29 protein-coding genes, 2 tRNA genes and 1 pseudogene are annotated in these 26,498 nt (G+C 67.9%); 18 read left to right on the plus strand and 14 right to left on the minus strand.

From position 1 onward, the window contains the following. Position 1 precedes the first annotated feature (1 nt). Positions 2 to 787, plus strand: coding sequence for a DUF4197 domain-containing protein (locus H261_RS13400; RefSeq protein WP_008618422.1), 786 nt, complete (start codon positions 2 to 4; stop codon positions 785 to 787). A gap of 14 nt (positions 788 to 801) precedes the next feature. On the opposite strand, the gene H261_RS13405 is transcribed toward H261_RS13400, so the two are convergent. After that, the gene (locus tag H261_RS13405; protein ID WP_008618423.1) at positions 802 to 1,392 is read right to left on the minus strand and encodes a malonic semialdehyde reductase; all 591 of its coding nucleotides are present in this window, start codon (positions 1,390 to 1,392) and stop codon (positions 802 to 804) included. 88 nt (positions 1,393 to 1,480) lie between these two features. Between H261_RS13405 and H261_RS13410 the strand changes: the two genes are divergently transcribed. Then, complete coding sequence (locus H261_RS13410; RefSeq protein WP_161625034.1) at positions 1,481 to 2,503, plus strand: polysaccharide deacetylase family protein; 1,023 nt, start codon at positions 1,481 to 1,483, stop codon at positions 2,501 to 2,503. 76 nt (positions 2,504 to 2,579) lie between these two features. On the opposite strand, the gene H261_RS13415 is transcribed toward H261_RS13410, so the two are convergent. Both H261_RS13415 and H261_RS13420 read right to left on the minus strand, forming a co-directional pair. After that, on the minus strand, positions 2,580 to 3,140 hold the full coding sequence (locus tag H261_RS13415) for an HNH endonuclease (RefSeq protein WP_008618425.1): 561 nt from the start codon (positions 3,138 to 3,140) through the stop codon (positions 2,580 to 2,582). Positions 3,141 to 3,257: 117 nt separating this feature from the next. Beyond that, positions 3,258 to 3,932 (minus strand): alpha/beta hydrolase, encoded by a 675-nt coding sequence (locus H261_RS13420; protein WP_008618426.1) that lies wholly within the window; start codon positions 3,930 to 3,932, stop codon positions 3,258 to 3,260. Between the two features lie 78 nt (positions 3,933 to 4,010). Here H261_RS13420 and gluQRS point away from each other — a divergent pair, with 78 nt between their 5' ends. Continuing rightward, positions 4,011 to 4,844, plus strand: a complete 834-nt coding sequence (gene gluQRS, locus H261_RS13425) for a tRNA glutamyl-Q(34) synthetase GluQRS (RefSeq protein WP_008618427.1) — start codon at positions 4,011 to 4,013, stop codon at positions 4,842 to 4,844. A 68-nt stretch (positions 4,845 to 4,912) separates the two neighbouring features. Here the strand turns inward: gluQRS and gstA are convergent, their stop codons facing one another. From gstA to H261_RS13440, 3 genes are read right to left on the minus strand one after another with little or no spacing between them, the layout of a single operon-like run. Then, complete coding sequence (gene gstA / locus H261_RS13430) at positions 4,913 to 5,518, minus strand: glutathione transferase GstA (RefSeq protein WP_008618434.1); 606 nt, start codon at positions 5,516 to 5,518, stop codon at positions 4,913 to 4,915. Between the two features lie 13 nt (positions 5,519 to 5,531). Then, complete coding sequence (locus tag H261_RS13435; RefSeq protein WP_008618435.1) at positions 5,532 to 5,753, minus strand: hypothetical protein; 222 nt, start codon at positions 5,751 to 5,753, stop codon at positions 5,532 to 5,534. 18 nt (positions 5,754 to 5,771) lie between these two features. Next, on the minus strand, positions 5,772 to 7,367 hold the full coding sequence (locus tag H261_RS13440) for a gamma-glutamyltransferase family protein (protein ID WP_008618437.1): 1,596 nt from the start codon (positions 7,365 to 7,367) through the stop codon (positions 5,772 to 5,774). 95 nt (positions 7,368 to 7,462) lie between these two features. Here H261_RS13440 and gpt point away from each other — a divergent pair, with 95 nt between their 5' ends. The 3 genes from gpt to irrA all read left to right on the plus strand — a co-directional run bounded on the left by gpt (position 7,463) and on the right by irrA (position 8,981). Further along, positions 7,463 to 7,918, plus strand: coding sequence for a xanthine phosphoribosyltransferase (gene gpt / locus H261_RS13445; protein ID WP_008618438.1), 456 nt, complete (start codon positions 7,463 to 7,465; stop codon positions 7,916 to 7,918). Positions 7,919 to 7,981: 63 nt separating this feature from the next. Further along, positions 7,982 to 8,407, plus strand: coding sequence for an acyl-CoA thioesterase (locus H261_RS23410; protein WP_008618439.1), 426 nt, complete (start codon positions 7,982 to 7,984; stop codon positions 8,405 to 8,407). Positions 8,408 to 8,561: 154 nt separating this feature from the next. Beyond that, entirely contained in the window at positions 8,562 to 8,981 is a 420-nt protein-coding gene (gene irrA / locus H261_RS13455) for an iron response transcriptional regulator IrrA (RefSeq protein ID WP_008618440.1), read from the plus strand. 141 nt (positions 8,982 to 9,122) lie between these two features. Here the strand turns inward: irrA and typA are convergent, their stop codons facing one another. Both typA and H261_RS13465 read right to left on the minus strand, forming a co-directional pair. After that, positions 9,123 to 10,943: a translational GTPase TypA gene (gene typA / locus H261_RS13460; protein WP_008618441.1), complete on the minus strand. Its 1,821-nt coding sequence runs from the start codon at positions 10,941 to 10,943 to the stop codon at positions 9,123 to 9,125. 11 nt (positions 10,944 to 10,954) lie between these two features. Further along, positions 10,955 to 11,971 (minus strand): adenosine kinase, encoded by a 1,017-nt coding sequence (locus tag H261_RS13465; RefSeq protein WP_008618442.1) that lies wholly within the window; start codon positions 11,969 to 11,971, stop codon positions 10,955 to 10,957. A gap of 189 nt (positions 11,972 to 12,160) precedes the next feature. Between H261_RS13465 and H261_RS13470 the strand changes: the two genes are divergently transcribed. After that, positions 12,161 to 12,835: an EI24 domain-containing protein gene (locus H261_RS13470; RefSeq protein WP_008618443.1), complete on the plus strand. Its 675-nt coding sequence runs from the start codon at positions 12,161 to 12,163 to the stop codon at positions 12,833 to 12,835. A 503-nt stretch (positions 12,836 to 13,338) separates the two neighbouring features. Here H261_RS13470 and H261_RS13475 read toward each other — a convergent pair. Next, a tRNA-Arg gene (locus H261_RS13475) sits at positions 13,339 to 13,415 on the minus strand. A 281-nt stretch (positions 13,416 to 13,696) separates the two neighbouring features. Here H261_RS13475 and H261_RS24535 point away from each other — a divergent pair. After that, positions 13,697 to 14,794: a hypothetical protein gene (locus H261_RS24535; RefSeq protein WP_008618445.1), complete on the plus strand. Its 1,098-nt coding sequence runs from the start codon at positions 13,697 to 13,699 to the stop codon at positions 14,792 to 14,794. Between the two features lie 112 nt (positions 14,795 to 14,906). Here the strand turns inward: H261_RS24535 and H261_RS13485 are convergent, their stop codons facing one another. Continuing rightward, positions 14,907 to 15,389: a hypothetical protein gene (locus tag H261_RS13485; protein ID WP_008618446.1), complete on the minus strand. Its 483-nt coding sequence runs from the start codon at positions 15,387 to 15,389 to the stop codon at positions 14,907 to 14,909. Positions 15,390 to 15,562: 173 nt separating this feature from the next. Here H261_RS13485 and H261_RS13490 point away from each other — a divergent pair, with 173 nt between their 5' ends. Together H261_RS13490 and H261_RS13495 are read left to right on the plus strand one after the other, a co-directional pair. Continuing rightward, on the plus strand, positions 15,563 to 15,901 hold the full coding sequence (locus tag H261_RS13490; RefSeq protein WP_008618450.1) for a cyclic nucleotide-binding domain-containing protein: 339 nt from the start codon (positions 15,563 to 15,565) through the stop codon (positions 15,899 to 15,901). Positions 15,902 to 15,908: 7 nt separating this feature from the next. Further along, a complete protein-coding gene (locus tag H261_RS13495) occupies positions 15,909 to 16,352 on the plus strand; it encodes a type II toxin-antitoxin system RatA family toxin (protein ID WP_008618451.1) in 444 nt (147 codons plus the stop codon). Positions 16,353 to 16,517: 165 nt separating this feature from the next. On the opposite strand, the gene rpsA is transcribed toward H261_RS13495, so the two are convergent. The 3 genes from rpsA to aroA form a co-directional block, all read right to left on the minus strand. After that, positions 16,518 to 18,215 carry a 30S ribosomal protein S1 gene (gene rpsA, locus H261_RS13500; protein ID WP_008618452.1) on the minus strand — a complete coding sequence of 566 codons (1,698 nt, stop codon included), beginning with the start codon at positions 18,213 to 18,215 and terminating at the stop codon, positions 16,518 to 16,520. Between the two features lie 140 nt (positions 18,216 to 18,355). Then, complete coding sequence (cmk, locus tag H261_RS13505) at positions 18,356 to 18,994, minus strand: (d)CMP kinase (protein ID WP_008618453.1); 639 nt, start codon at positions 18,992 to 18,994, stop codon at positions 18,356 to 18,358. 140 nt (positions 18,995 to 19,134) lie between these two features. Then, complete coding sequence (gene aroA / locus H261_RS13510; protein WP_008618454.1) at positions 19,135 to 20,466, minus strand: 3-phosphoshikimate 1-carboxyvinyltransferase; 1,332 nt, start codon at positions 20,464 to 20,466, stop codon at positions 19,135 to 19,137. A gap of 186 nt (positions 20,467 to 20,652) precedes the next feature. Between aroA and H261_RS13515 the strand changes: the two genes are divergently transcribed. Beyond that, entirely contained in the window at positions 20,653 to 21,036 is a 384-nt protein-coding gene (locus tag H261_RS13515) for a TIGR02300 family protein (protein WP_008618455.1), read from the plus strand. A gap of 117 nt (positions 21,037 to 21,153) precedes the next feature. Beyond that, positions 21,154 to 21,229, plus strand: a tRNA-Ala gene (locus tag H261_RS13520). A gap of 57 nt (positions 21,230 to 21,286) precedes the next feature. Here the strand turns inward: H261_RS13520 and H261_RS13525 are convergent. Further along, on the minus strand, positions 21,287 to 21,721 hold the full coding sequence (locus H261_RS13525; RefSeq protein ID WP_008618458.1) for a bacteriohemerythrin: 435 nt from the start codon (positions 21,719 to 21,721) through the stop codon (positions 21,287 to 21,289). 337 nt (positions 21,722 to 22,058) lie between these two features. On the opposite strand from H261_RS13525, the gene H261_RS13530 reads away from it, so the two are divergent. The 6 genes and pseudogenes from H261_RS13530 to H261_RS25465 form a co-directional block, all read left to right on the plus strand. Then, positions 22,059 to 22,877, plus strand: coding sequence for a phage capsid protein (locus H261_RS13530; RefSeq protein WP_008618460.1), 819 nt, complete (start codon positions 22,059 to 22,061; stop codon positions 22,875 to 22,877). A gap of 13 nt (positions 22,878 to 22,890) precedes the next feature. Beyond that, positions 22,891 to 23,160 carry a Rossmann-fold NAD(P)-binding domain-containing protein gene (locus tag H261_RS13535; RefSeq protein ID WP_008618466.1) on the plus strand — a complete coding sequence of 90 codons (270 nt, stop codon included), beginning with the start codon at positions 22,891 to 22,893 and terminating at the stop codon, positions 23,158 to 23,160. Between the two features lie 221 nt (positions 23,161 to 23,381). Then, the gene (locus H261_RS13540) at positions 23,382 to 23,951 is read left to right on the plus strand and encodes a hypothetical protein (protein WP_008618468.1); all 570 of its coding nucleotides are present in this window, start codon (positions 23,382 to 23,384) and stop codon (positions 23,949 to 23,951) included. Then, positions 23,948 to 24,376 (plus strand): hypothetical protein, encoded by a 429-nt coding sequence (locus tag H261_RS26640; protein ID WP_322096294.1) that lies wholly within the window; start codon positions 23,948 to 23,950, stop codon positions 24,374 to 24,376. The genes H261_RS13540 and H261_RS26640 overlap by 4 nt, the downstream gene beginning before the upstream one ends. 30 nt (positions 24,377 to 24,406) lie before the next feature. After that, a complete protein-coding gene (locus H261_RS13545; protein ID WP_322096295.1) occupies positions 24,407 to 25,849 on the plus strand; it encodes a hypothetical protein in 1,443 nt (480 codons plus the stop codon). Positions 25,850 to 25,869: 20 nt separating this feature from the next. After that, positions 25,870 to 26,498, plus strand: a pseudogene (locus tag H261_RS25465) (hypothetical protein); the annotation flags it as partial.

Here is a 26,498-nt window from a genome sequence, read left to right on the forward strand (position 1 = left end):
AATGACCATTTTCACCAAGACCGCGTGCCTGGGCGCCGCGGCCGTGCTGCTTTGCGCCTCACCGGTTCTGGCCCAGGGCGGCCTGATGGACCTGGGCAAGGGCATGATCAAGCAGGAACTGGAGCAGCGGGCCGGCGGCGCCTCGCCGGGCGGCGGCGGGGCGGGGGCGTCGCTGTCCACCTCCGAGATCGGTTCCGGCCTCAAGGAGGCGCTGCGCGTCGCCGCCGACAAGGTCACCGGGCGGCTGGGCCGGGCCGACGGCTTCAACGCCGATCCGGCGGTGCACATTCCGTTGCCCGACAAGCTGGCCAGCGTGAAGCAGGCGCTGGCCCTGGCCGGCAAGTCGCAGATGGTCGACGACCTGGAGCTGAAGCTCAACCGCGCCGCCGAGGCCGCCACCCCCAAGGCCAGGCAGATCTTCTGGGACGCGGTGCAGAAGATGACGCTCGACGACGCGCGCGGCATTCTCAACGGCCCCCAGGACGCCGCCACCCAGTACTTCAAGCGCACCATGAGCCCTGATCTGCGCACCGCCATGCGGCCGGTGGTGGACAGCACCGTCGCGCAATCGGGCGCGGTGCAGTCCTATTCCGGCATGGCCGGCGCCGCCAAGGGCCTGCCCCTGGTGGGCGACGCGCTGAAATCCGGTCCCTCCATGCTGACCGACCACGTGCTCGACTACGCGCTGTCGGGCATCTTCAACTATCTCGGCCAGGAAGAGGCGGCCATCCGCACCAACCCGGCCAGCCGCTCCACCGACCTGCTGAAGAAGGTGTTCGGCGGCTGACGCTCTGCTGATCCTTACTCGATCCGGCAGGCCTCGGCGAAATCCAGCCGCGGCCCCCGGGGGTACAGCCCGGCGGGATCGCCGTGGCCGATATTGATCAGGAAGTTGGAGCGGATCGGGGTGCCGGCGAAGAAGGCTGCGTCCACTTTGGCGTTGTCGAAGCCGCTCATGGGGCCGCAATCCAGGCCCAGGGCGCGCAGCGCCAGGATGAAGTAGCCGCCCTGCAGGGTGCCGTTGCGCAACGCGGTGCCCTGGATCATCGTCTCGTTGCCCAAGAACCACGAGCGCGCGTCGGCGTGGGGGAACAGCACCGGCAGGCGCTCGTAGAATTCCATGTCGTGGCCGATGATGGCGGTGACCGGGGCCGCCATGGTCTTGTCCAGGTTGCCGGGGGCCAAGGCGGGCTTCAGGCGCTGCTTGGCCTCGGGCGAGCGCACGAAGACGATGCGGGCCGGCTGGCAATTGGCGCTGGTCGGTCCCATGCGGGCCAGGTCCCAGGCCTGGCGCAGCACGTCGTCGGGTACCGGCGTGTCCTTGAATTTCGAGTGGGTGCGTGCCGCCTGGAACAGGATGCTCCGCGCCCGGTCGTCGAGAATGTCGCCCATGTCCGCCTCTCCTCTTGTGTTTTCACCCGCGAATGCGGCAAACATCGACAATGTAGGCGCCGGGGGCGGCGCCCAACAGGGGGCCGTTGTGAAACAGTCTGTTGTCTTGGCGCTGTTGCTGGGGTTGGCGGCGGCCGTGGCCGCGCCGCTTTCCGGCAGCAAGGCGTGGGCCGCCGAGTCCGCCGTGGTGCTGGTCTACCATCGCTTCGACGACGAGCGGGTGCCCGCCCTCAACACCACCACCGAGCTTCTGGCCATCCATGTGGCGGAACTGAAGGCCGGCGGCTACGCGGTGCTGCCGCTGGCCGAGATCGTCTCGGCGCTGCGGGCCGGCCGGCCGTTGCCCGACAAGGCGGTGGCCATCACCGTCGATGACGCCTCGGCCGGCTTTCACGACCGGGCCTGGCCGCTGCTGCGCAAGGCGGGGCTGCCCGTCACCCTGTTCCTGGCCACCGACGAGGTGGATCGCGGCGGCCCCGAGGTCATGAGTTGGGGCCAGATCCGCGAACTGGCCGCCGCCGGATTGGGGATCGGGTTGCAGGGGGCGGCCCGCCTGCGCCTGTCCAGGGCGCCGCCCGAGCAGATTTCCGCCGACCTGGCCCGTGCCGGCGCCCGCCTGCACAAGGAGTTGGGGCGGGGCAGCGAATTGTTCGCCTGGCCGTGGGGCGACGCCAGCGCCGAGGCCGGCGACGTGCTTCGCCGTTCCGGCTTCGCCGCCGCCTTCGGCCAGCATTCCGGCGCCGCCTGGGCCAAGGGCGATCCCTTCTTCCTGCCCCGTTTCGCCCAAAGCTCGGCCTATGGCGACCTGCAGCGCTTCCGCCTGGCGGCGCGCGCCCTGCCGCTGCCGGCGGTGGACATCACTCCGGAAGACCCGGCCATCAAGGCCAATCCCCCGGCCTTCGGCTTCACCCTGGCCGAGGAGGTGCCGGGCATCGACGGGCTGTCGTGCTTCGCCTCGCACCAGGGGCAGGTCAAGGTGGAGCGCCTGGGGCCGCGCGTCGAGGTGCGCATGTCCAAGCCCATTCCCCCGGGCCGTGGACGGCTCAACTGCACCCTGCCGACCCTGGAAGGCCGCTGGCGCTGGTTCGGCTGGCAATTTTCGGTGCCCTGAGGAATATACGCCAAAGCTCGGTCGCCGAGCTTTGGTTCGGCCCAAGGGGCCGCCCGGTGCCCGAGGGCATGTGGAATCAGAACGGCTCCAGCTCGCTGTCCCAGTACAGGAAGTCGCGCCAGGATTCGTGCAGGTAGTTGGGCGGAAAGGCCCGGCCGTTCTCCTGCAACTGGTGGACCGAGGGCGGGCCGGGACGGCTGAGCAGCGCCAGGCCCACCTCGGAATGCAGGCGGTCGCCCTTTCTCAGATTGCACGGCGCGCAGGCGGTGACCACGTTGTCCCAGGTGGTCCGCCCGCCGCGCGAGCGCGGCAGCACATGGTCGAAGGTCAGGTCGTGGGTGGGGAACCACTCCCCGCAATACTGGCAGGAGAAGCGGTCGCGGAGGAAGACGTTGAAGCGGGTGAAGGCGGGCCGGCGCGCCGCCGGGATGAATTCCTTCAGCGCGATGACGCTGGGCAGGCGGAGCGACTGGCTGGGGGAATGGATGACGCGGTCGTATTGGGACACCACCGCCACCCGGTCCGACACCACCGCCTTGATGGAATCCTGCCAGGACCACAGCGACAGGGGGAAGTAGCTGAGCGGCCGGAAATCGGCGTTCAGCACCAGGGCAGGATGGCTGTCGAATGCGACCAAACCCCTCTCCCTTCCTAACGAGAGACCTTCACAAAATATAGTATTCGCTATTGTTGTTCCATACCCCTTTTCGTGATGTTTCGGTGATTTGTTGCCGCCCTCAATGGCGGTCTGGCGTCAGGCGGAAATACCGAATACCTGGCCGAGGAAGCCCATGGCCATCTCGGCGCCGGGGCCGTCGATGCCGTGGCCCAGGCCGGGACGCAGTTCGGTCAGCACCGGCACGCCCACGGCGGTCAGCGCCTGCTCGGCGGCCTGCAGGCAGTTGGGGTTGACCACCTCGTCGTCGGCGCCGTGGATCAGCAGGGTGCGGGGGCGGGCGGTGATCTCCCTGGGCAATGCGTCGGGATCGACCAGGGCGCCGGAAAAGCCCACCACCGCCGCCGGGGCGGTGGCGGCGCGCAGGGCCACGTGCAGCGCCATCATGGTCCCCTGGCTGAAGCCGATCAGCGCCACGTCGGCGGGCTGCACCCCCCACAGGGCCACCTGCTCGTCGATATAGGCCTCGAGGATGGGGGCGGTAGCGCGCACCCCGGCGGAGATGGCGGGGATGCTGCGGTCCTGCAGGCTGAACCACTGGCGGCCGAAGGGGGCCATGTCGAAGGCGAAGGGGGCGTCGGGCGCCACGAAGGCGGCGTCGGGCAGGATGGAGGCGAAGAACGGCGCCAGCTCGATCAGGTCCGAGCCGTCCACTCCCACGCCGTGCAGCAGCACCACCAGCTGGGCGGCGGGGCCGCCCGAGGCGGGTTCCACCGAGGGGCCGGACAGTTTGACGGGCGACGGGTTGGACATGACGGCTCCTGACGAATGGAATTGGCGGCATTATGGTATGGTTCGCCGCAACTGTCCCGCCAAAGCTAGCGACAACTTGTGACCATCACCCGCTTCGCCCCCAGCCCCACCGGGGAACTGCATCTGGGCCACGCCCATTCCGCCCTGTTCGCCGTCGCCGGGGCGCGGGCGGCCCATGGGCGCTTCCTGCTGCGCATCGAGGATATCGACCGCACCCGCTGCCGCCCCGAATTCACCCGGGCCATTCTTACCGACCTCGCCTGGCTGGGCCTGGAGTGGGAACGGCCGGTGCGCGTCCAGTCGGAACATTTCGACGATTACCGCGCCGCCCTGGACCGGCTGGAGGGCATGGGGCTGCTCTATCCCTGCTTCTGCACCCGCAAGGATATCGCCCGCGAGGTGGAAGGCGCCGGCCATGCCCCCCACGGCCCCGACGGGCCGCTCTATCCCGGCCATTGCCGCCAGCTGTCCGAGGGCGAGCGAAGGGAGCGCCGCGAGGCCGGCCAGCCCTTCGCGTTGCGCCTCGACGTGGGCGGCGCGGTGCGGCGGGTCGGGCGTCTGACCTGGCATGACCGCGGGCGGGGCGGGCAGGAGGCGCGGCCGGAGATGTTCGGCGACGTGGTGTTGGCCCGCAAGGATACCCCGGCCAGCTACCATCTGGCGGTGACGGTGGACGACGCGCTGCAGGGGGTGACCCTGGTGACGCGGGGCGAGGACCTGTTCGACGCCACCCATGTGCACCGCCTGCTGCAGGCCCTGCTGGGCCTGCCGGTGCCGGATTACCACCATCACCGCCTGCTCGCCGACGAGCACGGGCGGCGCTATGCCAAGCGGGACAAGTCCTTGACGTTGCGGGCGCTGCGCGAGGCGGGGCGCACGCCGGGCGAGGTGCGGGCGCTGGCGGGGTTCTGAGCCACTCCAATGCGGGCAGGATGCCCGCGCTCCGAGGCATGGAGCGCGGCCGTCCCGGCCGCCATTTTCTAGGCCAGTCCTTCGGCCTTGAGCACCGCCTGGGTGGCGGGGCGGACCTTGATGCGCTCGAAATGAGCGGCCACATGGGGCCAGGCCGCCGTGTCGATCTTCAGGCGCGGCAGCCACGAGAACACGGTGAACAGGTAGAAATCCGCCACCGTGATGCGCTCGCCCATCAGGAACGGCCCCTTGCCCAGCGCCTTGTCCAGGTAGTCGAGGCGGCGGCCCAGGACGGTCTTCAGCGCCGTCTTGCCGTCCTCGGGCATGGCCGGGTTGAACTGGATACCGGCCGGCTTGTGCAGTTCGGTGGCGATGAACACCAGCCATTCCAGCAGCTTCATGTAATCCTGGGTGCCCACCGCCGGGGCCAGCCCCTTTTCCGGGGCCATGGCGGCGATGCGCAGCAGGATGGCCACGCCCTCGGTCAGCACGGCGCCGTCGTCGATGACCAAGGCGGGGATATAGCCCTTGGGGTTGACGGCGAGGAAATCGCCGCCCGACTCGGTCTTCTTGGCCTCCAGGTCGACGGCCTCCAGGGCATAGGGGATGCCGGCCTCTTCCAGGGCGATGTGCGACGCCAGCGAGCAGGCGCCCGCCTTGTAATAAAGCTTCATGGACGGACTCCTTCTAGGCGCCGGGCGGAAGCTCGTTCAGCGAGCCGCAGCCGGCGCAGCGGTAGAGCAGGTTGACCTTGATGGTGCGGATGGGGACGTCGTGCATCATCTCGCGGCCGCAGACGCCGCAATGAACGTTGTCGCCCCCCAGGCCGAACATGGCGGCCCCGGTATCGACGATCTCGCGGTCATTGGTCCTGTCCTCGGCAACGTGTTTCAGCACAATGGTAGCCATGTGGTCCTGATCCTCTCGTCAAAATGCCGCCACCACGCCATCGGCGCGGGGGTCGGCGGCTCCCTCGATGACGCCGTCGGCGCGGCGCATCAGCGCCCCGGCGTGGCCCAGCAGGGAATCCCACTCCCCCACCACCTGGACATTGTGCCCCACCGCCGTCAAGCGCTGGATCACCCCGGCGTCGAAACGGTTCTCCAGCTGGATGCCGGACGGGGCGGCGGCACCGTCCAGGGCGCGGGCCAGGCACCAGCGCGGCGCCGAGACCGCCTGCTGCAGCCCCTGGCCGTACAGCGCCACCCGGGTGAAGATCCCCGCCTGGATCAGGGGCTGGGCGTCGCCGCCCATGGTGCCGTAGACCATGGTGCGGCCATCCTTCAGCCGCGCCAGTCCGGGCGACAGGGTGTGGAAGGGCCGCCGCCGGGGCTCCAGGGAATTGCGGTGCAGGGGGTCGAGGCTGAACGAACTGGCCCGGCTGTGCCAGACCAACCCGATTCCGGGCAGCGTCACGCCCGAGCCGAAGGCGTGGTACAGGCTCTGGATGAAGCTGACGGCGCGGCCCTGACCGTCGATCACTCCCAGCCAGACGGTGTCGCCCTCGCCCGCCGCGCCGGGCAGTGGGCTGGCCTTGGCCTTGTCGATCTCCCAGGCCATGCGGTCGAGGATTCCGTCCTCCAGATAGGTGGTGGCGTGGATGGACATGCGCGAGGGATCGGTGACGTGGGCGTCCCTGATGCGGTAGGCCAGCTTGGCCGCTTCCACTAGCCCGTGGATATGGTCGAAGCCGTCGGCCTCGGCGACGCCGAGGCGCTGGTAAAGGCCCAGCAGGATCAGCGAGGCCAGCCCCTGGGTGGGCGGCGCGGTGTTGAACAGGTGGCCGCATGGCAGGCTGAGCGACAGCGGCCGGCGGCGCATGCCGCGGTGCCGGGCCATGTCCTCGGCGCGCAGCGGCGAGCCGGCGGCCTGCAACCCGGCGGCCACGGCGCGGGCCACCTCGCCGCGGTAGAAGTCATCGAGGCCGGCATTGGCCAGACGCTCCAGCGTGTCGGCCAGGGCCGGCAGGCGCAGCACGGAACCGGCGGCGGGCGCCTTGCGCTTGGCCAGGAAGGTTTCGGCGAAGCCGGGCTGGCGGCGCAATTCGGCCAGATTGCGCAGGGTGGCGGCCGATTGGTGGCGCGACACGGCGAAGCCTTCCCGCGCCGCGAACACCGCATCCTCGAACAGGCGGCGCAGCGGCAGCCGCCCGCCCCAATGGCCGGAGACGTCCAGCGCCAGCTGCCAGCTGGACACCGCGCCCGCCACGGTGGCGGCGGCCAGGGGGCCGCGCGTCGGGATGCGCTTGTGGCCGGCCTTGCGGTAGAACTCCTGGTCGACCTTGGCCCCGGCGGCGCCCGAACCGTCGATGGAGACGGGGGGCTTGCCCGGTTCGGCGATCAGCCAGAAGGCGTCGCCGCCCAGTCCGGTCATATGGGGGTAGACCACGCCGAGCATCGCGGCGGCGGCGATGGCCGCCTCGATGGCGGTGCCGCCGTCGCGCAGCACGGCCAGCCCCGCCTGGGAGGCGAGGTGGTGGGGCGAGGTCACCATGCCCCGGCGGGCCATGGGCGAATGAAGCATCGGGCGGGTCCTTTTGTGGCAGGGCGATTGTTGCGAAAATGCCGCCCGCCGTCCAGAGTGGCGATACCACTCAATCATCATCCGGCCGCCGTTCCATGGATATCGACCCCGCCTTTTCCTGTACCCGCTCCCTGTCCTGGGAGGAAATCCACGCCGTTTCGCGCCAGCTGGCCCGGCGGCTCAGGGACAAGGGGCCGTTCGCCGGCATCATCGCCATCGCCCGCGGCGGGCTGGTCCCCGCCGCCATCCTGGCCCTCGAGCTGGATATCCGCCAGGTGGACACCGTGTGCATCGCCGGCTACGACGAAAGCACCCGCCACGACCTGGAAGTGCTCAAGCGGGTGCAGGGCGACGGCGGCGGCTGGCTGGTGGTGGACGACCTAGTGGACACCGGCCGAACCGCCCAGGCGGTGCGCGATATGCTGCCCGGCGGCCACTACGCCACCCTCTACGCCAAGCCCTCGGGCAAGCCCATGGTGGACACCTGCGTCGCCGACGTGGAACAGGAGACCTGGCTGGTGTTTCCCTGGGAAGCCATCGAACAGGTTTGACGGGCGGGGCCAACCCGGCGGATAATCGGCACTGCGATACCGATTTCAGCGAGGCCGGGGTCCATGAGCGTGTTTTCCATCCCGAGACGGGTCAGCTGGGGCGATTGCGACCCGGCGGGCATCCTCTACACGCCGCGCGTCTTCGATTATTGCACCGAGGCCATCGAGCGCTGGTACGCCGGTCCCATGGGCATCGACTGGCCGACCATGAACCGCCGCGACAACATGGGCTCGCCCACCGTCCACGCCGAATGCGACTACCTGGTGCCCATGTCCCCCGGCCTGGAGCTGGAGGTGCGGGTGCTGGTCGATAAGATCGGCACGGCCAGCATCAATTTCATCATCGAGGGCGTGGCCGCCGACGGCACCCTCCATTTCCGCGCCCGCTATGTCGGCTGCATCACCGATTTCACCCAGAACAAGGCGGTACCCATTCCCGAACCGTTGCGCGGCCGCATCGAGGCCTATGGAAACGCCTGCCGCCCGTAACCATGTATGAAAAATGGCACTTAGGACTAATCCGCTAATACCAAAGCCTTAACCCCCATAAAAATTGGCGTTAAGGGACTTTATTTCTTGAAGAACTCCATGTTAGCGTTGAGATAGATCAATTCCATCCCACCCCGAAAGGGCGGTTGCCACCATGACCATGATCACCGTTCGTCCCTACAGCCACGCCCTGGACCGGCTCCGCGCCGTGGGCCTGCGCCCCACCCGTCAGCGTCTGGCCCTGGCCCGGCTGCTGTTCGACGGCGGCGACCGCCACATCTCGGCCGAGCAGCTGCACACCGAGGCGCTGTCGTCGAGCATCCGGGTGTCACTGGCCACCGTCTACAACACGCTGCACCAGTTCACCGATGCCGGCCTGCTGCGCGAGATCGTGGTGGATGCGGGCCGCAGCTATTTCGACACCAACACCAGCGACCACCATCATTTCTTCTACGAGAAGAGCGGCAAGCTGTGCGATATCCCCGGCGACCTGATCGCCGTGTCCAAGGTGCCCGACGCCCCCGAGGGCTTCAACATCAGCCGGGTGGAAGTCATCGTCCGGGTGGACGGCTGAGGAATTCAGTTCACGGTTCCCTCGTCTTCCAAGGGAACGAACCGGTTCGGGGCGCCTTCCGCAAGGATGGCGCCCCGAATCGTTTCATAAGGGGCGTGGATACGCGAAGAAGAAGGGCGGCCCCAGGGCCGCCCTTTTCGTTCAGTCGTTCTTGGCGGCGCGGTCGGCCTTCTTGCGCTCGTTGGGGTCGAGCAGGCGCTTGCGCAAGCGGATGGACTTGGGGGTCACTTCCACCAGTTCGTCGTCCTCGATATAGGCGATGGCCTGTTCCAGGCTCATCTTGCGGGGCGGCGTCAACTTGACCGCCTCATCCTTGCCCGAGGCGCGGACGTTGGTGAGCTGCTTGCCCTTCAGCGCGTTGACCTCGAGATCATTGGGGCGGTTGTGCTCGCCGATGATCATGCCCTCGTAGATCTTGACGTTGCCGGTGATGAACATGGCGCCGCGCTCTTCCAGGTTCCACAGGGCGTAGGTGACCGCGTCGCCCTGGCCGTTGGAGATCAGCACGCCGTTGCGCCGGCCCTCGATGGCGCCCTTGTAGGGGGCGTAGCCGTGGAACATGCGGTTCATCAGGCCGGTGCCGCGGGTGTCGGTGAGGAACTCGCCGTGATAGCCGATCAGGCCGCGGGCCGGAGCCAGGAAGGTGATGCGGGTCTTGCCGCCGCCCGAGGGGCGCATGCCGGTCAGCTCGGCCTTGCGCAGGCTCATCTTTTCCACCACGGCGCCCGAGTATTCCTCGTCGACGTCGATGAACACTTCCTCGATGGGTTCGAGACGCTTGCCGTTCTCATCCTGCTGGAACAGCACGCGGGGACGCGAGATGGACAGCTCGAAGCCCTCGCGGCGCATCTGCTCGATCAGCACGCCCAGCTGCAGCTCGCCACGGCCCGACACCTCGAAGGCGTCCTTGCCGGCGGTCTCGCGGATGTGGATGGCGACGTTGGACTCGGCCTCGCGGGCCAGACGGGCGCCGATCATGCGCGAGGTGACCTTGTCGCCTTCCTGGCCGGCCAGCGGGCTGTCGTTGACCGAGAAGGTCATGGCCAGCGTCGGCGGGTCGATGGGATTGGCCTTGAGGGGTTCGGTGACCTCGGGGGCGCAGATGGTGTCGGCCACGGTCGGCTTGGTCATGCCGGCGATGGCGATGATGTCGCCGGCCTCGGCGAATTCCACCGGCACGCGCTCGATGCCGCGGAAGGCCAGCAGCTTGCTCATGCGGAAGTTCTCGAGCACCTGGCCGTCATGGGACAGGCCCTTGACCTGCATGTTCAGCTTGGCGGTGCCGGAATAGATGCGCCCGGTCAGCACGCGGCCGAGATAGGGATCGGCCTCGAGCGTGGTGGCCAGCATGGAGAACGGCGCCTCCAGGTCGCGCTTGGGCGGCGGCACATGGGCGACGATCAGGTCGAACAGCGCCGACAGGTCCTTGCGCGGGCCTTCCAGCGAATCGTCGGCCCAGCCGTCGCGGCCCACCGCGAACATGGTGGGGAAGTCCAGCTGGTGGTCGTCGGCGTCCAGCGCCGCGAACAGGTCGAAGCACTCGTCGTGCACCTCGTGGGGCCGCGCGTCGCCGCGATCCACCTTGTTGACCACCACGATGGGGCGCAGGCCGAGGCCCAGCGCCTTGCCGGTGACGAACTTGGTCTGGGGCATGGGCCCTTCCGCCGCGTCCACCAGCACCACCACGCCGTCCACCATGGACAGGATGCGTTCCACCTCGCCGCCGAAATCGGCGTGGCCGGGGGTGTCGACGATGTTGATGCGCACGCCCTTCCACTCGACCGAGGTGCACTTGGCCAGGATGGTGATGCCGCGTTCCTTTTCCAGGTCGTTGGAATCCATCACGCGTTCAGCCACCTGCTGGTTTTCGCGGAAGGTTCCCGATTGCCGCAGCATGGCATCCACCAGAGTGGTCTTGCCGTGGTCGACGTGGGCGATAATGGCGATGTTGCGCAGTTCCATGGGACTCGTTCTTACCGGAGATTTTCGAAAATATGGGGACCCAGTTTGGCGCGGGCCAGATCCTTGAGCGAACGCTCGGGCCGGGCGCCGTAATGGGAGATGATTTCGCCGGCGGCGATGCCGCCCAGCATGGCGCAGGTGGCGAGGTCGCGCCCCTGGGTGAAGCCGAACAGGAAGCCGGCGGCGTAGAGATCGCCGGCGCCGGTGGTGTCCACCAGCTGGTCGATGTCGTCGGCGGCGACCACCTGAATCTCGTCCTCGGTCACCACCACCGAGCCCTTGTCGCCCCGCGTCACGGCGGCGATGCGGCAATGGCCGCGCACGGCGCGCACCGCGTCGTCGAACGAGGTGGTCTGGTAGAGCGAGCACAGCTCGGCCTCGTTGGCGAACAGGATGTCCACATGGCCGGAGACCAGGTCGAGGAAGGCGTCGCGGTGGCGGTCGACGCAGAAGGGATCGGACAGCGACAGCGACACCAGGCGGCCGGCGCCGTGGGCGGTGGTGGCCGCCTTGAGGAAGGCGCGCTTGGCCTCGGGCGGGTCGTAGAGATAACCCTCGAGATAGGTGATTTCGGCGCCGGCGATCAGGCCGGTATCCACGTCGTCGGGCCCCAGGTCGATACAGGCGCCCAGATAGGTCAGCATGGTGCGCTGGGCATCGGGAGTGACCAGCACGAAGCAGCGCGCCGTGGACGGGCCGCCATCGGCGGCGGGGGTCTCGAAATGGACGCCGGAATTGCGGATGTCGTGGCGGAAGACCTGGCCCAGCTGGTCGCTCTTGACCTTGCCCACATAGGCGGCGCGGCCGCCCAGGGCGGCGATGCCGGCGATGGTGTTGGCGGCGGACCCGCCCGAGCACTCGATGCCCGGCGGCAGCTGGGCATAGATGGACTCGGCCTGCTCGGCGTCGATCAGGGTCATCACCCCCTTGGTCAGGCCGAGACGATGCAGCAGCAGGTCATCGGCATGCACCAGCACATCAACGATCGCGTTGCCGATACCGGCGACGTGAATGGTCTTGTCCGCCATGGCTCAATACGGGCCTTCTCGCAAGGAAAGTCGGTGCCCCGGGCGCAGGTGCGCCATTTCCAGAGGCAATTTTGCGGCGCAGTATAGCCATGGAGCCGCCATAAACAACAAAAACCGCCTTGACGCTTGGCGAATGGCCCGGAGCGTGCTTGAATCGACCGTTTCCCCGCCATTCCACCGTCGCGAGCCATGAGCATCCCCGCCGCCCTTTACAAGGCCTTCGCCCAACTGAGCGATCCGCGCCTGCGCCGTATCCTCAAGATGGGCGTGGCGGCGGCGCTGGCCTGCTGGGTCGGGCTGGCCCTGGCGGCGGCGGCGGTGCTGCGCAACGTGCGCTGGTTCGAGAACTCCTGGGCCGAGACGGGGGCCGACGCCGCGCTGGGGCTGACGGCGCTGGTGCTGCCCATGCTGTTCTTCTCGGCGGTGGCCACCTTCGTCATGAGCTTCTGGCTCGACGACGTGGCCGACATCGTCGAGGCGGAGCACTATCCCGGCCTCGGTCCGGCGCGGCAGATGGGCTGGGGGGAAATCCTCGGCCTGGCCTCGCGCTTCCTGCTGGCGATGGTGCTGGTCACCATGGTGGCGGCGCCGTTCTATCTGGCGCTGCTGTTCTTCGGGCTGGGCATCATCCTCAACTACGCGGTCAACGGCTACCTGCTGGGCCGCGAGTATTTCGAGATGGTGGCGGCGCGGCGCCTCGAGCCCGCCGCCATGCGCGGAGCGTTCCGCAACAATCTCGGGCGGCTGTGGCTGTGCGGCGCGGTGATCAACCTGCTGTTCCAGATTCCGCTGCTCAACCTCACTGCCCCGGTGGTGGCCGCCGCGTTCATGACCCACGTCTTCCAGTCGCTGAGGAAAGAATGATCAGGCGTTTTGCTTCGGCTTTGCTCCTGCTCCTGATGGCCGCCTGCAACGGCGCCGGGGGCTCGGCCACGGGGGGCGGCCCGGTCACCGGCGCGCCGGGCGCCGAGAACGAGGAGCAACTGGCGCTGATGACGCCGCCCGCTCCCGGCACCATGGCGCCGTCGGCCCTGAAGGGCATGAGCGCCGGCGCCGTCCGGCGGGCCCTGGGCAAGCCCGGGCTTCATCCGCCGCGACCCGCCGGCCGAGATCTGGCAGTACCGGGTCAAGGCCTGCACGCTGGACCTGTTTCTCTACGAGGAGAAGGGGCGCATGGTCGTGGCCCACTATGCGGTGCGCGCCCCCAATGGCGGTTTCATGGGCGACGTGGCCTGCCTGGACGAGGTCCTGGCGCGCCGCGACGGCATGCCGGTCAGCTAGGCGGGGCGGTGTCGCCAAAGCAAAAGACCCACTCCTGGTCAGGGGCGGGTCTTGTTGGCTAAGGGCTTGTAAAGCTTTAAGGAAAGTGGCGCGCCCGGAAGGAATCGAACCTCCAACCCCCAGATTCGTAGTCTGGTGCTCTATCCAATTGAGCTACGGGCGCACTTTCCGTCGGGATGTCCCCCGGCGAGGACGCGGACCATACACAAACCCCCGGCAGCCCGCAAGCGTGAATTTTCACCGCTGGAAAAACCGCAAAACCCTGTGGACTCGGGCCTTGCGAATGTACCACTTATCGAAATGCGTACTTGTGGCGGGATGGGCATTTGCGTAAAATCCGCCCCAAAGTTTGCGGGGGCAATCTGGACATTCATTCGTGGATTACAGAAGTCCGCTCCCGCCGGTACTTGTCCGAACTGGCGACCCAAAGGATCAGCAATCCCCATGGCCCTGAAAAAGACCCATGCCGCCGCCCTGTGCGCGGTCCTCCTGGCAAGCGGATGCTCGTTTGCCGAGGACGTGCTGTTTCCGACCTCGGGAACCGTCGCTCCCGCCCAAGGCGAGGGTGTGGCCGGCGAGGTCCCGCCCGCCATGGGAACCGGCAGTTATGAGCCCATCGGCGTGACCGCCGGCTCGCCCACCGGCACCTTCGTCGGCGGCAAGGTCATGGCGCTGCGTGCCGACCTCCAGGCACTGCAGGCGACCCTGGCCCGCCAGAACCAGTCGCTGCAGCAGATCAGGAACGAGACCGTCCAGGATTCGCAGCGCTATCACGGCACCGTCGCCGCCATCAACGCCCGGCTGCAGGTGGGCACCACCCCCGGCAACCCGGTGCTGACCCAGCAGTGGAACGCCGCCCAGGGCGAACTGGACCGCATCACCGACGACGTGCTGAAGATGAACCGCCTGACCAACGACGTGACCGCGTCGTCGACCATGGCCGGCTTCCTGCTGGATTCCGTGCGCTCGGCCCGCTCGCTGTCCGGCGCCGTGGACGAGGATCACCGCCAGTTGCGCATCCTCGAGGACGAGACCAACCGCACCGTGGTGATGGTCGAGCGCCTGCTGTCCGAGCTGACCAGCGATTCCATCCGCCAGCAGCAGTACGTCGCCTCGGAGAAGCAGAACCTCAACACCCTGGCGCTGGGCATCAAGAACGGCGCCCTGTTCGCCGGCGGCCTGACCTCGCGGGTCAACGCCAGCTACGAGAGCACCGGCCCGGCCCGCACCCTGGCCTCGGGCGAGGCCCCGCTGGTGACCATCCGCTTCGACAAGCCCAACGTGAATTACGAGCCGGCGCTTTATGCCGCCATCAAGAGCGCGCTGGACCGCCGTCCCAGCGCCACCTTCGACGTGGTTGCCGTGTCGCCGGTGGGCAACACCCCCGGCACCCAGGCCCTGGCCGCCACCAACGCCAAGCGCAACGCCGATTCGGTGCTGCGTTCGCTGACCAACATGAACCTGCCGGCCAGCCGGGTGCGGACCTCGTCCACCACCAGCCCGGCGGTGGCGGGCGGCGAGGTGCAGGTCTTCGTGCGCTAAGCCGGTTCCATCGGACAAGACGGAAGCCCCGGGCCGATGGCCCGGGGCTTTTTGTTTGGGACGGGGCAGCGTGGGCTGTCGCCCATACCCGCCTGGGGCCGATGGCCCGGGATCACTCCCGGGGCATGGCCAGGGCGTCGGGCAGCAGGCCGTCGAGGATCAGTTCCTCGACCATGCCCTCGACGATGCCGCGGGCCAGGCGCGAGGCGCCGGCGCTGCCCAGCATCATGTTGAAATAGGGCAGCATCAGCTCGGTGGTACGCACCCATTCCACCGGCTGGCCGCGCAGGTTGCGCTTGGCCGGCGAGACGGTGTTGATGTGGGCCAGGGCCAGTTCCTGCAGGGTGGTCTTCAGCATGCCTTCGAGGGTGTTCTTCTCCAGCAGCAGCTGATATTGCGGGTTGTCGCGCTCGCGCGCCGCCCAGGAGGGATCGGTGGCCGGCGCGGCGACAGGATTTCCGTCCAACTGCTCGACCGCCTTGGCGACCATGCGCGCCGCCGCCAGCTCTTCCTCCTCGGTGCAGCCGTTGACGGTGGTCATGGCCATCAGCGCCCGCAGGCGGGCCAACCCCCTGGCGCGGTCGTCGTTGTTCATGGCGCTGCCCTCGCGATCATCGGCAAAGTCTATGCCCGCCCCCGCCCTTCTGTCGATGGCGAAGGACGGTGGTTGAGGTATGGGGTCAAGGTGATTACCTGATATACGCCTTCGAGAGTGACTCGGACGCCGAACACGAATAAAGTCGTATCGTAAAGGCTGGGGTGGCAGGCATGCGTAACGATAGGATTCTCGAGCGCAAAGTCTTTTATGCCGGGGCGAAGATCTTCAATGAAGGTGACAGCGGCGATCGCGCCTATCTGATCCAGGACGGGCAGGTGGAGATCATCAAGCACGGCATGACGCTGGCGACCATCGGCAAGGGCGAGCTGTTCGGTGAAATGGCCCTGGTGGACGACCAGCCGCGCATGGCCACCGCCAAGGCGCTGTCCGACGTGTCGTGCATCATCATCTCGCGCGATACCTTCCGCGAGAAGCTGGCCAAGGCCGACCCGTTCATCCGCGGCCTGCTCAACATCTTCGTGCGCAACATCCGCAACCTGACCCGCTGAGTCCGCCATGCATGCCTTGAAGGGCGGCTGGCGCATCGACGTGCCCCGCCACACGCCGGAGGAGCTTTACGCCCTGGCGGTGGACATCGAATCCTATCCCCGCTTCCTGCCCTGGTGCCAGCAGGCCCGCATCCGGGCACGCGACGGCGACCGCATCGAGGTGGACAACCTGTTCGGCCTGGGGCCCATGCAGGCCCGCTTCACCTCCCAGGCCCTGGAGGAACCGCCGGAGCGCCTGACCATCACCTCCCAGGACGGCCCGTTCCGCCGTTTCCGGCTGATCTGGGAGTTCGCGCCCCTGGGCGAGGAGGGCTGCCGGGTCGAGGCCAGCTACAAGATGGAACTGCGCTCGCCCATGCTGCACTCCATGGCCGCCATGACCCTGCCGGCCATGGAGCACAAGGTGGTGCGGAACTTCAAGGAGCGCATCCGCCGGGTCTACGGGCGGTAGGGTGGGCGGGACGTCCGCGCTCCGGTACGGTGGCCAGCCCCGCCATTGAGGCGGCGGCCAAGCGGCCGGAGGGCCGCGCTGGGGCAGGGGAGCAAGCATAAGAAAAGGCCCGGCACCTTGCGGTACCGGGCCTTCCCTATTAACGGCTCAGCCGGAAGAGGAGGATTACTCCTTCTCCTGGGCCTTGCGCATGGCGGCACCCAGGATGTCGCCCAGCGAGGCGCCCGAGTCGGACGAACCGTACTCGGCCATGGCCTGCTTCTCTTCCTCGACCTCGCGCGCCTTCACCGACAGGGTGATCTTGCGCGCCGCCTTCTCGAAGGCGGTGATCTTGGCGTCGAGCTTCTCGCCGACCGCGAAGCGCTCGGGGCGCTGCTCGGAACGTTCACGCGACAGCTCGGACTTGCGGATGAAGCCGGTCATGCCCTCGACGGTGACTTCCAGGCCGTTCTCGGTGACCTGGGTCACGGTGCAGGTGACCACGTCGCCCTTCTTGATGGACGCCACGGCGTCCTGATAGGGGTCGGCGCCCAGCTGCTTGATGCCGAGGCTGATGCGCTCCTTCTCGACGTCGACGTCGAGAACCTTGGCCTTGACCACGTCGCCCTTCTTGAAGTTCTGGATGGCCTGCTCGCCGGGAGTCGCCCAATCCAGATCCGACAGATGGACCATGCCGTCGATATCGCCGGGCAGGCCGATGAACAGGCCGAACTCGGTGATGTTCTTGATCTCGCCTTCGACCAGGGTGCCCTGGGGGAAGCGGTCCAGGAACCCTTCCCACGGGTTGTTCATGGTCTGCTTGAGGCCCAGGCTGATGCGGCGCTTCTGGGGATCCACGTCCAGCACCATGACCTCGACTTCCTGCGAAGTGGAGACGATCTTGCCGGGGTGGACGTTCTTCTTGGTCCACGACATCTCGGAGACGTGCACCAGACCCTCGACACCGGGCTCCAGCTCGACGAACGCGCCGTAGTCGGTGATGTTGGTGACGCGGCCGGAGAACTTGGCGTTGACCGGGTACTTGGCCTCGACACCCTCCCACGGATCGGCGTCAAGCTGCTTGATGCCGAGCGAGATGCGCTGGGTTTCCGGGTTGAAGCGGATGACCTGGACCTTGACGGTCTGGCCGATGTGCAGCGCCTCGGACGGGTGGTTGATGCGCTTCCAGGCGATGTCGGTGACGTGCAGCAGGCCGTCGACGCCGCCCAGGTCCACGAACGCACCGTAATCGGTGATGTTCTTGACCACGCCCTCGAGGATCTGGCCTTCCTTGAGGTTCTCGATCAGCTCGGAACGCTGCTCGGCGCGGGTCTCTTCCAGCACGGCGCGGCGGGACACCACGATGTTGCCGCGCGAACGGTCCATCTTGAGGATCTGGAAGGGCTGGGGGGTGCCCAGCAGCGGGGTGATGTCGCGCACGGGGCGGATGTCGACCTGGCTGCCCGGCAGGAACGCCACGGCGCCCGACAGATCGACGGTGAAGCCGCCCTTGACGCGGCCGAAGATCACGCCGGTGACGCGCTGCTGCGCCTCGAACGACTTCTCCAGCAGGGTCCAGGCTTCCTCGCGCTTGGCCTTCTCACGGCTGAGGACAACCTCGCCGTTGCGGTCTTCATAGCGCTCGACGAACACGTCGACCTGGTCGCCGGCCTTGATGTCGGCGGCGCGGCCGGCGGTGGCGAATTCCTTCAGGGGGACGCGGCCCTCGGACTTGAGGCCCACGTCGATCACGGCGCAGTCGCCATCAACCTCGACGATGGTGCCGGTGATCACCGAGCCTTCGAACGAGCCGCCCACACCGAGGGTCTCGTCCAGCAGGGCGGCGAAATCGTCGACGGCCTGCGCAATAGCGGTATTGGTCATTGTTGGGGAAGTTCCTTTCGTATCGTGTCTTTCCGGCCTGCCGGTTGAATCCGGCGGTCTTTGGGTAAAAAGAGGACGTTTCTCGAAAAACAAAACCACCGCCCAGGACTCGCCCGGGCGGCGTCAGCTTGCTCTAAACGCTACCGTTTGGGGCCAATGATCTCGAGCGCGGCGGCGAAAGCCTGATCGGCGTCGAGGTCGGACGTATCCAGTACGGCGGCATCCTGGGCCGGGATCAGCGGGGCGACCGCGCGGTTGCTGTCGCGCTCGTCGCGTTCCCGCATGTCGGCCAGGACGGTGCCGTATATAGCCCCCAGGCCCTTTTCCTGCAACTCTTTCAGCCGCCGCTCGGCCCTTTTTTCCACGCTGGCCGTGACGAACAGCTTCACGCCCGCCTCGGGGCAGACCACGGTGCCGATGTCGCGGCCATCGAGCACGGCGCCCTTGCCGCCCGGCGGAAAGGCGGCGAAGCGGCGCTGGAAGTCGAGCAAAGCGGTGCGGACGCCGGGAATGGCCGCCACTTTCGAGGCCGCCTGGGCCGCCTCGTCGATGCGCAGGTCATCGGCGGCCAGATCGGCGGGAGAGAGGTCCCGGGCGGCCTGCTCGGCCAGGGGAATATCGGCAGGGTCGAGGCCGGCGCGGGCCAGCTTCATGCCGACGGCGCGGTAGATCAGGCCGGTGTCGAGATAGTCGAAGCCCAGCCGGGCGGCCAGACGCCGCGCCAGGGTTCCCTTGCCGGCGGCGGCCGGTCCGTCGATGGCGATGATGGTAGTGGTCATATGCTGTCCCTCAGACGCCGGGCGTTCGCTCCGCTCACTTGGCTTACGCTCCGCTATGCGTTCTTCGCTGCGCTCCAAACCCGCTCCGCGGGGCCTCAACGGCCCAGTCGCTCGCAGGCTCGCTCCAGTGCGGCCGTTTTCTACTCCACCACCTCGATCTTCGCCCCCAGGCCGTTCATCAGCTGGACGAAGGCGGGGAAGCTGGTGTCGATGGCCTCGGCATCGTCCACCCTGACAGGCCGGGCCGAGGCCATGCCCATCACCAGGAAGGACATGGCGATGCGGTGGTCGAAATGGGTGGCGACGGTGGCGTCGCCGTCGGGAATGCGCCCCGTCCCGTGGACGATGAGGGAATCCCGCTCCTCCTCCACTGCCGCGCCGCAGGCAGCCAGCCCGCGCGCCATGGCGGCCAGGCGGTCGCTTTCCTTGACCCGCAGTTCACCCAGACCCCGCATGCGGGTGGTGCCCTCGGCAAAGGCGGCGGCGACGGCCAGGATGGGGTATTCGTCGATCATGGACGGCGCACGCTCGGCTGGCACGTCCACGCCCTTGAGGCGCGAAGAGCGCACCACCAGATCGGCCACCGGCTCGCCCGCCTGGTCGCGGGGATTGTCGAAGCGGATGTCGGCGCCCATCTCCAGCAGGGTCTGGTAAAGCCCGGTGCGCAAGGGGTTGGTGCCGATGCCGGGCAGGCGGATCTCCGAGCCCTCCACCAGCAGGGCGGCGACCACCGGGAAGGCAGCGGAGGAGGGGTCGGCGGGCACCTGCACCGGACGGCCGGTCAGTTCGGGAAAGCCCGCCACGGTGATGGCGCGGCCGCCGCCCTCGGCATCCTCGACCCGCACGGTGGCGCCGAAATTCCTGAGCATCAGCTCGGTGTGGTCGCGGGTGGCTTCCCGCTCGATCACCGTGGTCTCGCCGGCGGTGTTGAGGCCGGCCAGCATGATGGCCGACTTCACCTGGGCCGAGGCCACCGGTAATTCGTAGGTGATGGGGGTGGGCTGGGCCGTGCCGGTCACCGCCAGGGGCAGCCGGCCGCCGTCGCGGCTGACGAAGCGGGCGCCCATGCGGGTCAGGGGGTCGATCACCCGGCGCATGGGCCGCGAGCGCAAAGACCCGTCGCCGGTGAAGAACGTGGTGAAGGGGTGGGTGGCCACCAGGCCCATCAACAGCCGCGCCCCGGTGCCGGAATTACCCATGTCAAGGATGTCGGAAGGCTCCATCAGCCCGCCGCCGCCGCGCCCGAACAGCCGCCACGAGCCATCGTCGCGCCGTTCGACCTCGGCGCCCAGCGCCCGCATGCAGGCGGCGGTGCGCAAAACATCGTCGCCTTCCAGCAGGCCGGTGACCACGCTTTCGCCCACCGCCAGGGCGCCCAGCATCAGGGCGCGGTGCGAGATGGACTTGTCCCCGGGGACACGCGCCGAACCGGCCAACGGCGAGGCCCGACGGGATGAAAGCGGCTTGGCCATGATCACTCCTGAAAACCGGCGGCAAGGGCAAAAGCTGCCCGGCGAAGCTCTAGCACAGGCGGCATCGGCGTCATAGACCCGCGTGCCATGCTGCACCGCCCACGCTTTTTCGTTTTGACACAGGGTGGGGAACATGGCAAATGGCCCCTTTACCGGGTTCGAGTGACACGTTGAAGGAGGACGAAGGTGGCAAAGCCGGAATGGGGACAGAAGCGCACCTGCCAAAGCTGCGGATGCCGTTTCTATGACCTGACGCGCACTCCCATCGTCTGCCCCAAGTGCGGGTCGACGGTCGAGCCGGAGATGCCCTTCAAGGTGCGTCGCGGCAGCGCGGCAGCCGCGGAGAAGGCCGCCCCCGTGGCGGCGGCGGTGGTGCCCGTCGTGGCGGATATCGATGCCGATGATCTTCCGGTGGTCGATGACGAGGACGAAGCCATCGACGGCGGCAGCGAGGGGGCCGACGACGACGAGAGCGGCCTGATCGAGGACGCCTCCGACCTGGGCGAGGACGACGACGACATGGCCGAGGTCATGGAGCACATGGACGAGGAGATCGAGGACGAGGTCTGATCCGGCCTCATGGTTTCCCGATTGGCGGGCGATGAATTTTTCGCTTGCAAGGCCATTCGGGAAACCATATGTTCCGCCTCCACCGGCGGGGCCCCAAGCCCGCAGGGAACAAGTTTCGGGGCTATAGCTCAGTTGGGAGAGCGCTTGAATGGCATTCAAGAGGTCGTCGGTTCGATTCCGTCTAGCTCCACCAAAATAGCGAAGGCCCGGTCAGCAATGACCGGGCCTTCTGCTTTTTCCGGGGCAAGGTTTACCGCTGTCCCCGGAGATAGATGCCGTTGTGGTTCAGCCAGTAGGGCCGCAGCTTGAGGTCGCTCTGGACGATATGGGCGGTGATCCATTCCTTGGCCAGGTCCGCCAGGTCGCGCAGCAGGGGGGTGGCATTGCCCCGGGCGTCCAACTCGTCGTAATGCTCCTTCAGGAGCTCGATCTTTTCCAGCAGTTCGGTGTGCTCGCGGTGGTGGGGCTCGGCGAAGGGGAAGGAGCATTCGCGCTGGACCTTCTCCTCGCGGCCGAAGGCGGTGCTGGTTTCCTCGTAGAGGCCGGTGAGGAACAGCCCCAGGGCGGTGTGCGGCCCCTGGCTGCCCAGGGCGCGCTCGAAATCGTTGATCCGCCCGATCACATGTTTGCGGGCATGATCGACCTCGGGGTGGCCGATCGTCATCGCATCGCGCCAGACCAGCATGGCAGCCTCGCATCCCTGTTCCGCGTATATGTATTTTTACGCATGATCCGGGCGAGGTCCAGCCGCGACTGGTGACGATTCGTGGCGGCACCAAAAAGACTGTTGACAATGTTCCTAAGTGCCGATATATATATTCCTATCAACACCCGAGCTGCGTCCGACGCAGGGGTGTCGAGCCCGATCCCTTCCCGATCTCATCCACCGGACAACCGGGCCAGCGGCCCGGCCCAGCGGATTTCCGGCGTCGTCCCGATGGCGCCCGGCCGCCGGCGCGCGCGGCCGGGCAGAACCGGCGGGACGACGACATCATCCACGCCCCCTCGCAGAGGAACAAAACATGTCCACAAGCGTCGTCAACGCCTACTCCACGCAGTACGGCCACGAGGTCCATTCCGCCTACCAGCGCATGGGCACCAAGCTCCGCAGCACGGTGCGGAGCCGCAACAACGTCAAGGGTGCCATCGCCGTCTTCCAGAAGGTCGGCAAGGGCGCCGCCAGCACCAAGGCCCGCCACGGCAAGGTGCCGGTGATGAACATCGACCACACCGCCGTCGAATGCCAACTGTTCGACTATTACGCCGGCGATTGGCTGGACAAGCTGGACGAACTGAAGATCGAGCACGACGAGCGCGCCGTGCTGGTCAACGCCGGCGCCTACGCGCTGGGCCGCAAGACCGACGAACTGATCATCACCGAGTTGGACAAGTCCGCCAACTACGCCTTGGACGGCACCACCGGCCTGACCCGGGCCAAGGTGCTGGAAGCCTTCGAGATGCTGGGCGATGCCGACGTCCCCGACGACGACGGCCGCTTCGCCATCGTCGGCTGGAAGCAGTGGTCCGAGCTGATGGGCATCGAGGAGTTCGCCAGCACCGATTACGTCGGTGACAGCGATCTGCCGTGGAAGGGCACCCAGGCCAAGAAGTGGCTGGGCACCACCTGGATGCCCCATTCCGGCCTGACCCGCTCGTCGGGTGTCCGCTACTGCTACTGGTACCACAAGACCGCCCTGGGCCACGCCTGCGGCGCCGAGGTCAAGTCGGAGATCACCTACCAGGGCGACCGCGCCGCCTGGTTCGTCAACAACTTCATGAGCCAGGGCGCGGCGCTGGTCGATGCGACCGGCGTGGTCTCGCTGCGCTGCCTCGAATCCTAAGGGAGCTTACCCCATGGCCTACCAGTCCAAGGATCTGTCGGTCCTGGCTTATGCCAACGGCTTCACGCTGTGGCATTACACCACCGCCGACACCGCCGACGCCGTCGATACCGGCGGCTATTTCAACGCCGCCTCGACCATGCTCCGCGTCGGCGACATCGTCGTCGCCAACGTCGATACCGCCGCCGCCATGAAGGCCGGCCTGTTCCTGGTCTCCGCCAATACCGGCGGGGTGGTCGACGTCAACGACCTGACCCAGATCGGCGGCGCCGACACGCGCTGATCCGGCTTGCCCTCTCCTCCCCCGGAGCGATCCGGGGGAGCCCCTTTCATCGCCATCACGATTCCGGCCCTGGCGCTCCGGCGGGTTTCCCCTCTCGCCCCCGCCGTGTCAGCCGCCGGCCGCCGCCCCGCCCCCGCGCGATCCTCATCCGCAGCGGGGGCGGGGATAGGAACTTCCGCCAGCCCCTCTCTCCGCGTCTTCCTCATCCCAGGAGAACCGCCATGGCCCTGTCCGCCATCGCCCTGTGCTCGCGCGCCCTGATCCGTCTGGGCGCCGCCCCCATCGCCGGCTTCGACGACGGCTCGGCCGAATCGGAAGTGGCCGCCAACCTCTATCCGCCGCTGCGCGACGGGGCGCTGTCGTCCCATCCGTGGAGCTTCGCCACCGGCCAGATCACCCTGGCCCGGCTGGCCGGCGAGCCCCTGGCCGATTTCGCCCATGCCTACCAGCTGCCCGCCGATTTCCTGCGGGTGCTGTCGGCGGGGCCCAGCGGGCGCGGCTCCGGCCTGGTGTTCCGCCTCAGCGGCCAGCGCCTGCTGTGCGACGCCGACGAGGTGGTGCTGACCTACGTCTACCGTCCGGACGAAAGCGCCTTCCCGCCCTATTTCGACCAGATGCTGATGGCGCGCCTCACCGCCGAGTTCTGCATTCCGCTGACCGAGAGCACCACGCGGGCCCAGTTCCTCTTCCGCCTGGCCGAGGACGAGTTCCGCCGCGCCAAGCTGATCGACGCCCAGAGCCATACGCCGTCGGCCATCACCGACTTTCCCCTGGTGGAGGTGCGGTCATGAGCCTGCCCATCCTGACCAAGACCAGCTTCACCGCCGGCGAGGTCGACGTGGACCTGGCCGGGCGCGGCGACCTGGCGCTCTACGCCAACGGGGCGCGGTGCCTGCGCAACGTGGTGGTGGCGCCCATCGGCGGCGTCCGCCGCCGTCCCGGCCTGCGCCATGTGGCCGCCGCCTGCGGGGCGGGCCGGCTGATCGCCTTCGAGTTCAACACCGAGCAGACCTACCTGATGGCGCTGTCCGGCGGCCGGCTGGATATCTACGCCGAGGGCGACAAGGTCGCCGAACTGGAGACGCCGTGGAGCACCGCCCAGATCGCCCAGCTGAACTGGACCCAGAGCGCCGACACCCTGTTGGTGGTCCATCCCCAGGTGGCGCCGCGCAAGATCACCCGCACCGGGGTCGATGCCTGGACCATCGCCGAATGAAGTTTCCACGAAGAGGACGGAATCCTGTTCGTGCCCACCCACAAATTCGCCGCCGACGCCGTGACGCTCACCCCCAGCGGCACCGGCGGTTCCATCACGCTGTCCGCCTCGGCGCCGGTGTTCGACGCCGCTCATGTGGGGCAGCGCTTCCGGGTGGGCGGCAAGCAGGTGCTGATCACCGGCATAAGCTCGGCAACCCAGGCCGGCGCCGAGGTCAAACAGACCCTGGCCGGCACCGCCGCCACCAAGGACTGGGAGGAGCAATCGTTCTCGACGCTCCGCGGCTGGCCGGTCTCGGCCTGCTTCCACCAGGGCCGTCTGGCCATCGGCGGTTCGCGCGATCTGCCCAACCGCCTGTGGCTGTCCAAATCCATGGACCTGTTCAACTTCGACCTGGGCAGCGGCCTGGACGACGAGGCCATCGAGTTCGGCCTGCTGTCCGATCAGGTGGATGCCATCCGGGCGGTGTTTTCCGGCCGCCACCTGCAGGTCTTCACCTCGGGGGCGGAATGGATGGTGGTGGGTGCGCCGCTGACCCCCACCAAGATCCAGCTCAACCGCCAGACCAGGGTGGGCTCGCCGGTGGACCGCTCGGTGCCGCCCCGCGACGTGGACGGCGCCACCCATTTCGTCTCCCGGAACGGCCGCGACCTGCGCGAGTTCCTGTTCGCCGACGTGGATCAGGCCTATCAGGCCAATGATCTGGCCATGGTGGCCAAGCATGTGATGAACCATCCGGTGGACCAGGATTACGATGCCGGCCGCCGCCTGTTCCATGTGGTCATGGCGGACGGGACCATGGCGACGCTGACCGTCTACCGCGCCGAGAAGGTCACCGCCTGGACGGTGTTCGAGACCCTGGGCGCCTTCCGCGCGGTGGCGGTGGTCGACGGCGAAACCTTCGTGCTGGTCGAGCGCGGCGGCGCGTGGTTCATCGAGTGCTTCGACGACGCCTTCAACCTGGATGCCGCCCTGGCCGGAACCCGCGAGACTCCCTCCGCCACCTGGAGTGGTCTCGGCCATCTGGAGGGGCGGAACGTGCGGGTGCTGATGGACGGAACCTCGGTCGCCGAGGTGATGGTGGCCGACGGGCAGATCACCCTGCCGGCCCCCGCCGCCGCTATCGAGGCGGGGCTGGCCTATGCCCACCGCATCGAGCCGCTGCCGCCCCAGGCCGCCGCCGGGCAGCCCATGGCCGCCGGACGGGCCGTCCGTCTGGTCCAGGCCTGCTTCCGGGTGCTCGACACCAAGGCGCTGTTCATCGACACCGGGCGCGGCGCCACGCCCATTCCCTTCCGCCGGCGCGGCCCCGACCGCTTCGCCACCCGGCCGCCGGCCTTTTCCGGCGACGTCAAGGTCCGTGCCATCGGCTGGACCCGCGACGTCATGCAGCCCCTGTGGCGGATCGAGCAGGACCTGCCGCTGCCCTGCACGGTGATTTCGGTGTCCACCGAGATCAAGGGAGCGGATTAAGAAACAACGGAGACCATATCATGACCACATACACCCAGGTCGTCGATGCCGTGCCGCGCGTCCATTACGCGGCCAACGGCGTCCAGACCGCCTTTCCCTTCACCTTTCCGGTCTTCGACGCCGGGGACATGGAAGTGTGGATCGATCAGAATTTGCAGAGCGCCGGCGCCTATTCGGTGTCGGGCGTCGGCGTGGCGGTGGGCGGCACGGTGATCTTCACCGCCCCGCCGCCGCCGTCCACCAGGGTGACGCTGCGCCGCCGCATGGCGCTGAAGCGCACGGCGGAATTCCCCGACACCGCCATCGAGGCCAAGCCGCTCAACGACGCCCTCTACTACCAGGTGGCTGCGCTGCAGGAGGTGGCCGACGATGCCGCCCTGGCGGTGAAGCGTTCGTTCCGCAGCCTGTCCAGCGCCGATCTCACCCTGCCGGAACCGGCGGCGGGCCGGGCCATCCGCTGGAACGATTCCGGCGACGGCCTGGCCAACAGCGCCGGTGATGTCGACGCCATCCTTCCCCTTGCCGCCGCCGCCGGGGCCACCGCCCAGGCGGCGGCCGGCGCGGCGGCAGCGAGCGCAGCGGCGGCAGGGGCGGCGGAACTGGCCTCGGCCGCCTGGGCGGCGGCGGCGGCGGCCTCCGCCGCCCAGGG

It is taken from the genome of Paramagnetospirillum caucaseum, assembly GCF_000342045.1.
Classification (GTDB): Bacteria; Pseudomonadota; Alphaproteobacteria; order Rhodospirillales; family Magnetospirillaceae; genus Phaeospirillum; species Phaeospirillum caucaseum.

Bases quoted from the DNA above. Each gene is read 5' to 3' on its own strand.
- H261_RS13400 (WP_008618422.1), top strand. From the start codon at position 2: ATGACCATTTTCACCAAGACCGCGTGCCTGGGCGCCGCGGCCGTGCTG.
- H261_RS13405 (WP_008618423.1), bottom strand. From the start codon at position 1,392: ATGGGCGACATTCTCGACGACCGGGCGCGGAGCATCCTGTTCCAGGCG.
- H261_RS13420 (WP_008618426.1), bottom strand. From the start codon at position 3,932: ATGTCCAACCCGTCGCCCGTCAAACTGTCCGGCCCCTCGGTGGAACCC.
- gstA (WP_008618434.1), bottom strand. From the start codon at position 5,518: ATGAAGCTTTATTACAAGGCGGGCGCCTGCTCGCTGGCGTCGCACATC.
- H261_RS13435 (WP_008618435.1), bottom strand. From the start codon at position 5,753: ATGGCTACCATTGTGCTGAAACACGTTGCCGAGGACAGGACCAATGAC.
- H261_RS13440 (WP_008618437.1), bottom strand. From the start codon at position 7,367: ATGCTTCATTCGCCCATGGCCCGCCGGGGCATGGTGACCTCGCCCCAC.
- gpt (WP_008618438.1), top strand. From the start codon at position 7,463: ATGGATATCGACCCCGCCTTTTCCTGTACCCGCTCCCTGTCCTGGGAG.
- H261_RS23410 (WP_008618439.1), top strand. From the start codon at position 7,982: ATGAGCGTGTTTTCCATCCCGAGACGGGTCAGCTGGGGCGATTGCGAC.
- irrA (WP_008618440.1), top strand. From the start codon at position 8,562: ATGACCATGATCACCGTTCGTCCCTACAGCCACGCCCTGGACCGGCTC.
- typA (WP_008618441.1), bottom strand. From the start codon at position 10,943: ATGGAACTGCGCAACATCGCCATTATCGCCCACGTCGACCACGGCAAG.
- H261_RS13465 (WP_008618442.1), bottom strand. From the start codon at position 11,971: ATGGCGGACAAGACCATTCACGTCGCCGGTATCGGCAACGCGATCGTT.
- H261_RS13470 (WP_008618443.1), top strand. From the start codon at position 12,161: ATGAGCATCCCCGCCGCCCTTTACAAGGCCTTCGCCCAACTGAGCGAT.
- H261_RS24535 (WP_008618445.1), top strand. From the start codon at position 13,697: ATGGCCCTGAAAAAGACCCATGCCGCCGCCCTGTGCGCGGTCCTCCTG.
- H261_RS13485 (WP_008618446.1), bottom strand. From the start codon at position 15,389: ATGAACAACGACGACCGCGCCAGGGGGTTGGCCCGCCTGCGGGCGCTG.
- H261_RS13490 (WP_008618450.1), top strand. From the start codon at position 15,563: ATGCGTAACGATAGGATTCTCGAGCGCAAAGTCTTTTATGCCGGGGCG.
- H261_RS13495 (WP_008618451.1), top strand. From the start codon at position 15,909: ATGCATGCCTTGAAGGGCGGCTGGCGCATCGACGTGCCCCGCCACACG.
- rpsA (WP_008618452.1), bottom strand. From the start codon at position 18,215: ATGACCAATACCGCTATTGCGCAGGCCGTCGACGATTTCGCCGCCCTG.
- cmk (WP_008618453.1), bottom strand. From the start codon at position 18,994: ATGACCACTACCATCATCGCCATCGACGGACCGGCCGCCGCCGGCAAG.
- aroA (WP_008618454.1), bottom strand. From the start codon at position 20,466: ATGGCCAAGCCGCTTTCATCCCGTCGGGCCTCGCCGTTGGCCGGTTCG.
- H261_RS13525 (WP_008618458.1), bottom strand. From the start codon at position 21,721: ATGCTGGTCTGGCGCGATGCGATGACGATCGGCCACCCCGAGGTCGAT.
- H261_RS13530 (WP_008618460.1), top strand. From the start codon at position 22,059: ATGTCCACAAGCGTCGTCAACGCCTACTCCACGCAGTACGGCCACGAG.
- H261_RS13535 (WP_008618466.1), top strand. From the start codon at position 22,891: ATGGCCTACCAGTCCAAGGATCTGTCGGTCCTGGCTTATGCCAACGGC.
- H261_RS13540 (WP_008618468.1), top strand. From the start codon at position 23,382: ATGGCCCTGTCCGCCATCGCCCTGTGCTCGCGCGCCCTGATCCGTCTG.
- H261_RS26640 (WP_322096294.1), top strand. From the start codon at position 23,948: ATGAGCCTGCCCATCCTGACCAAGACCAGCTTCACCGCCGGCGAGGTC.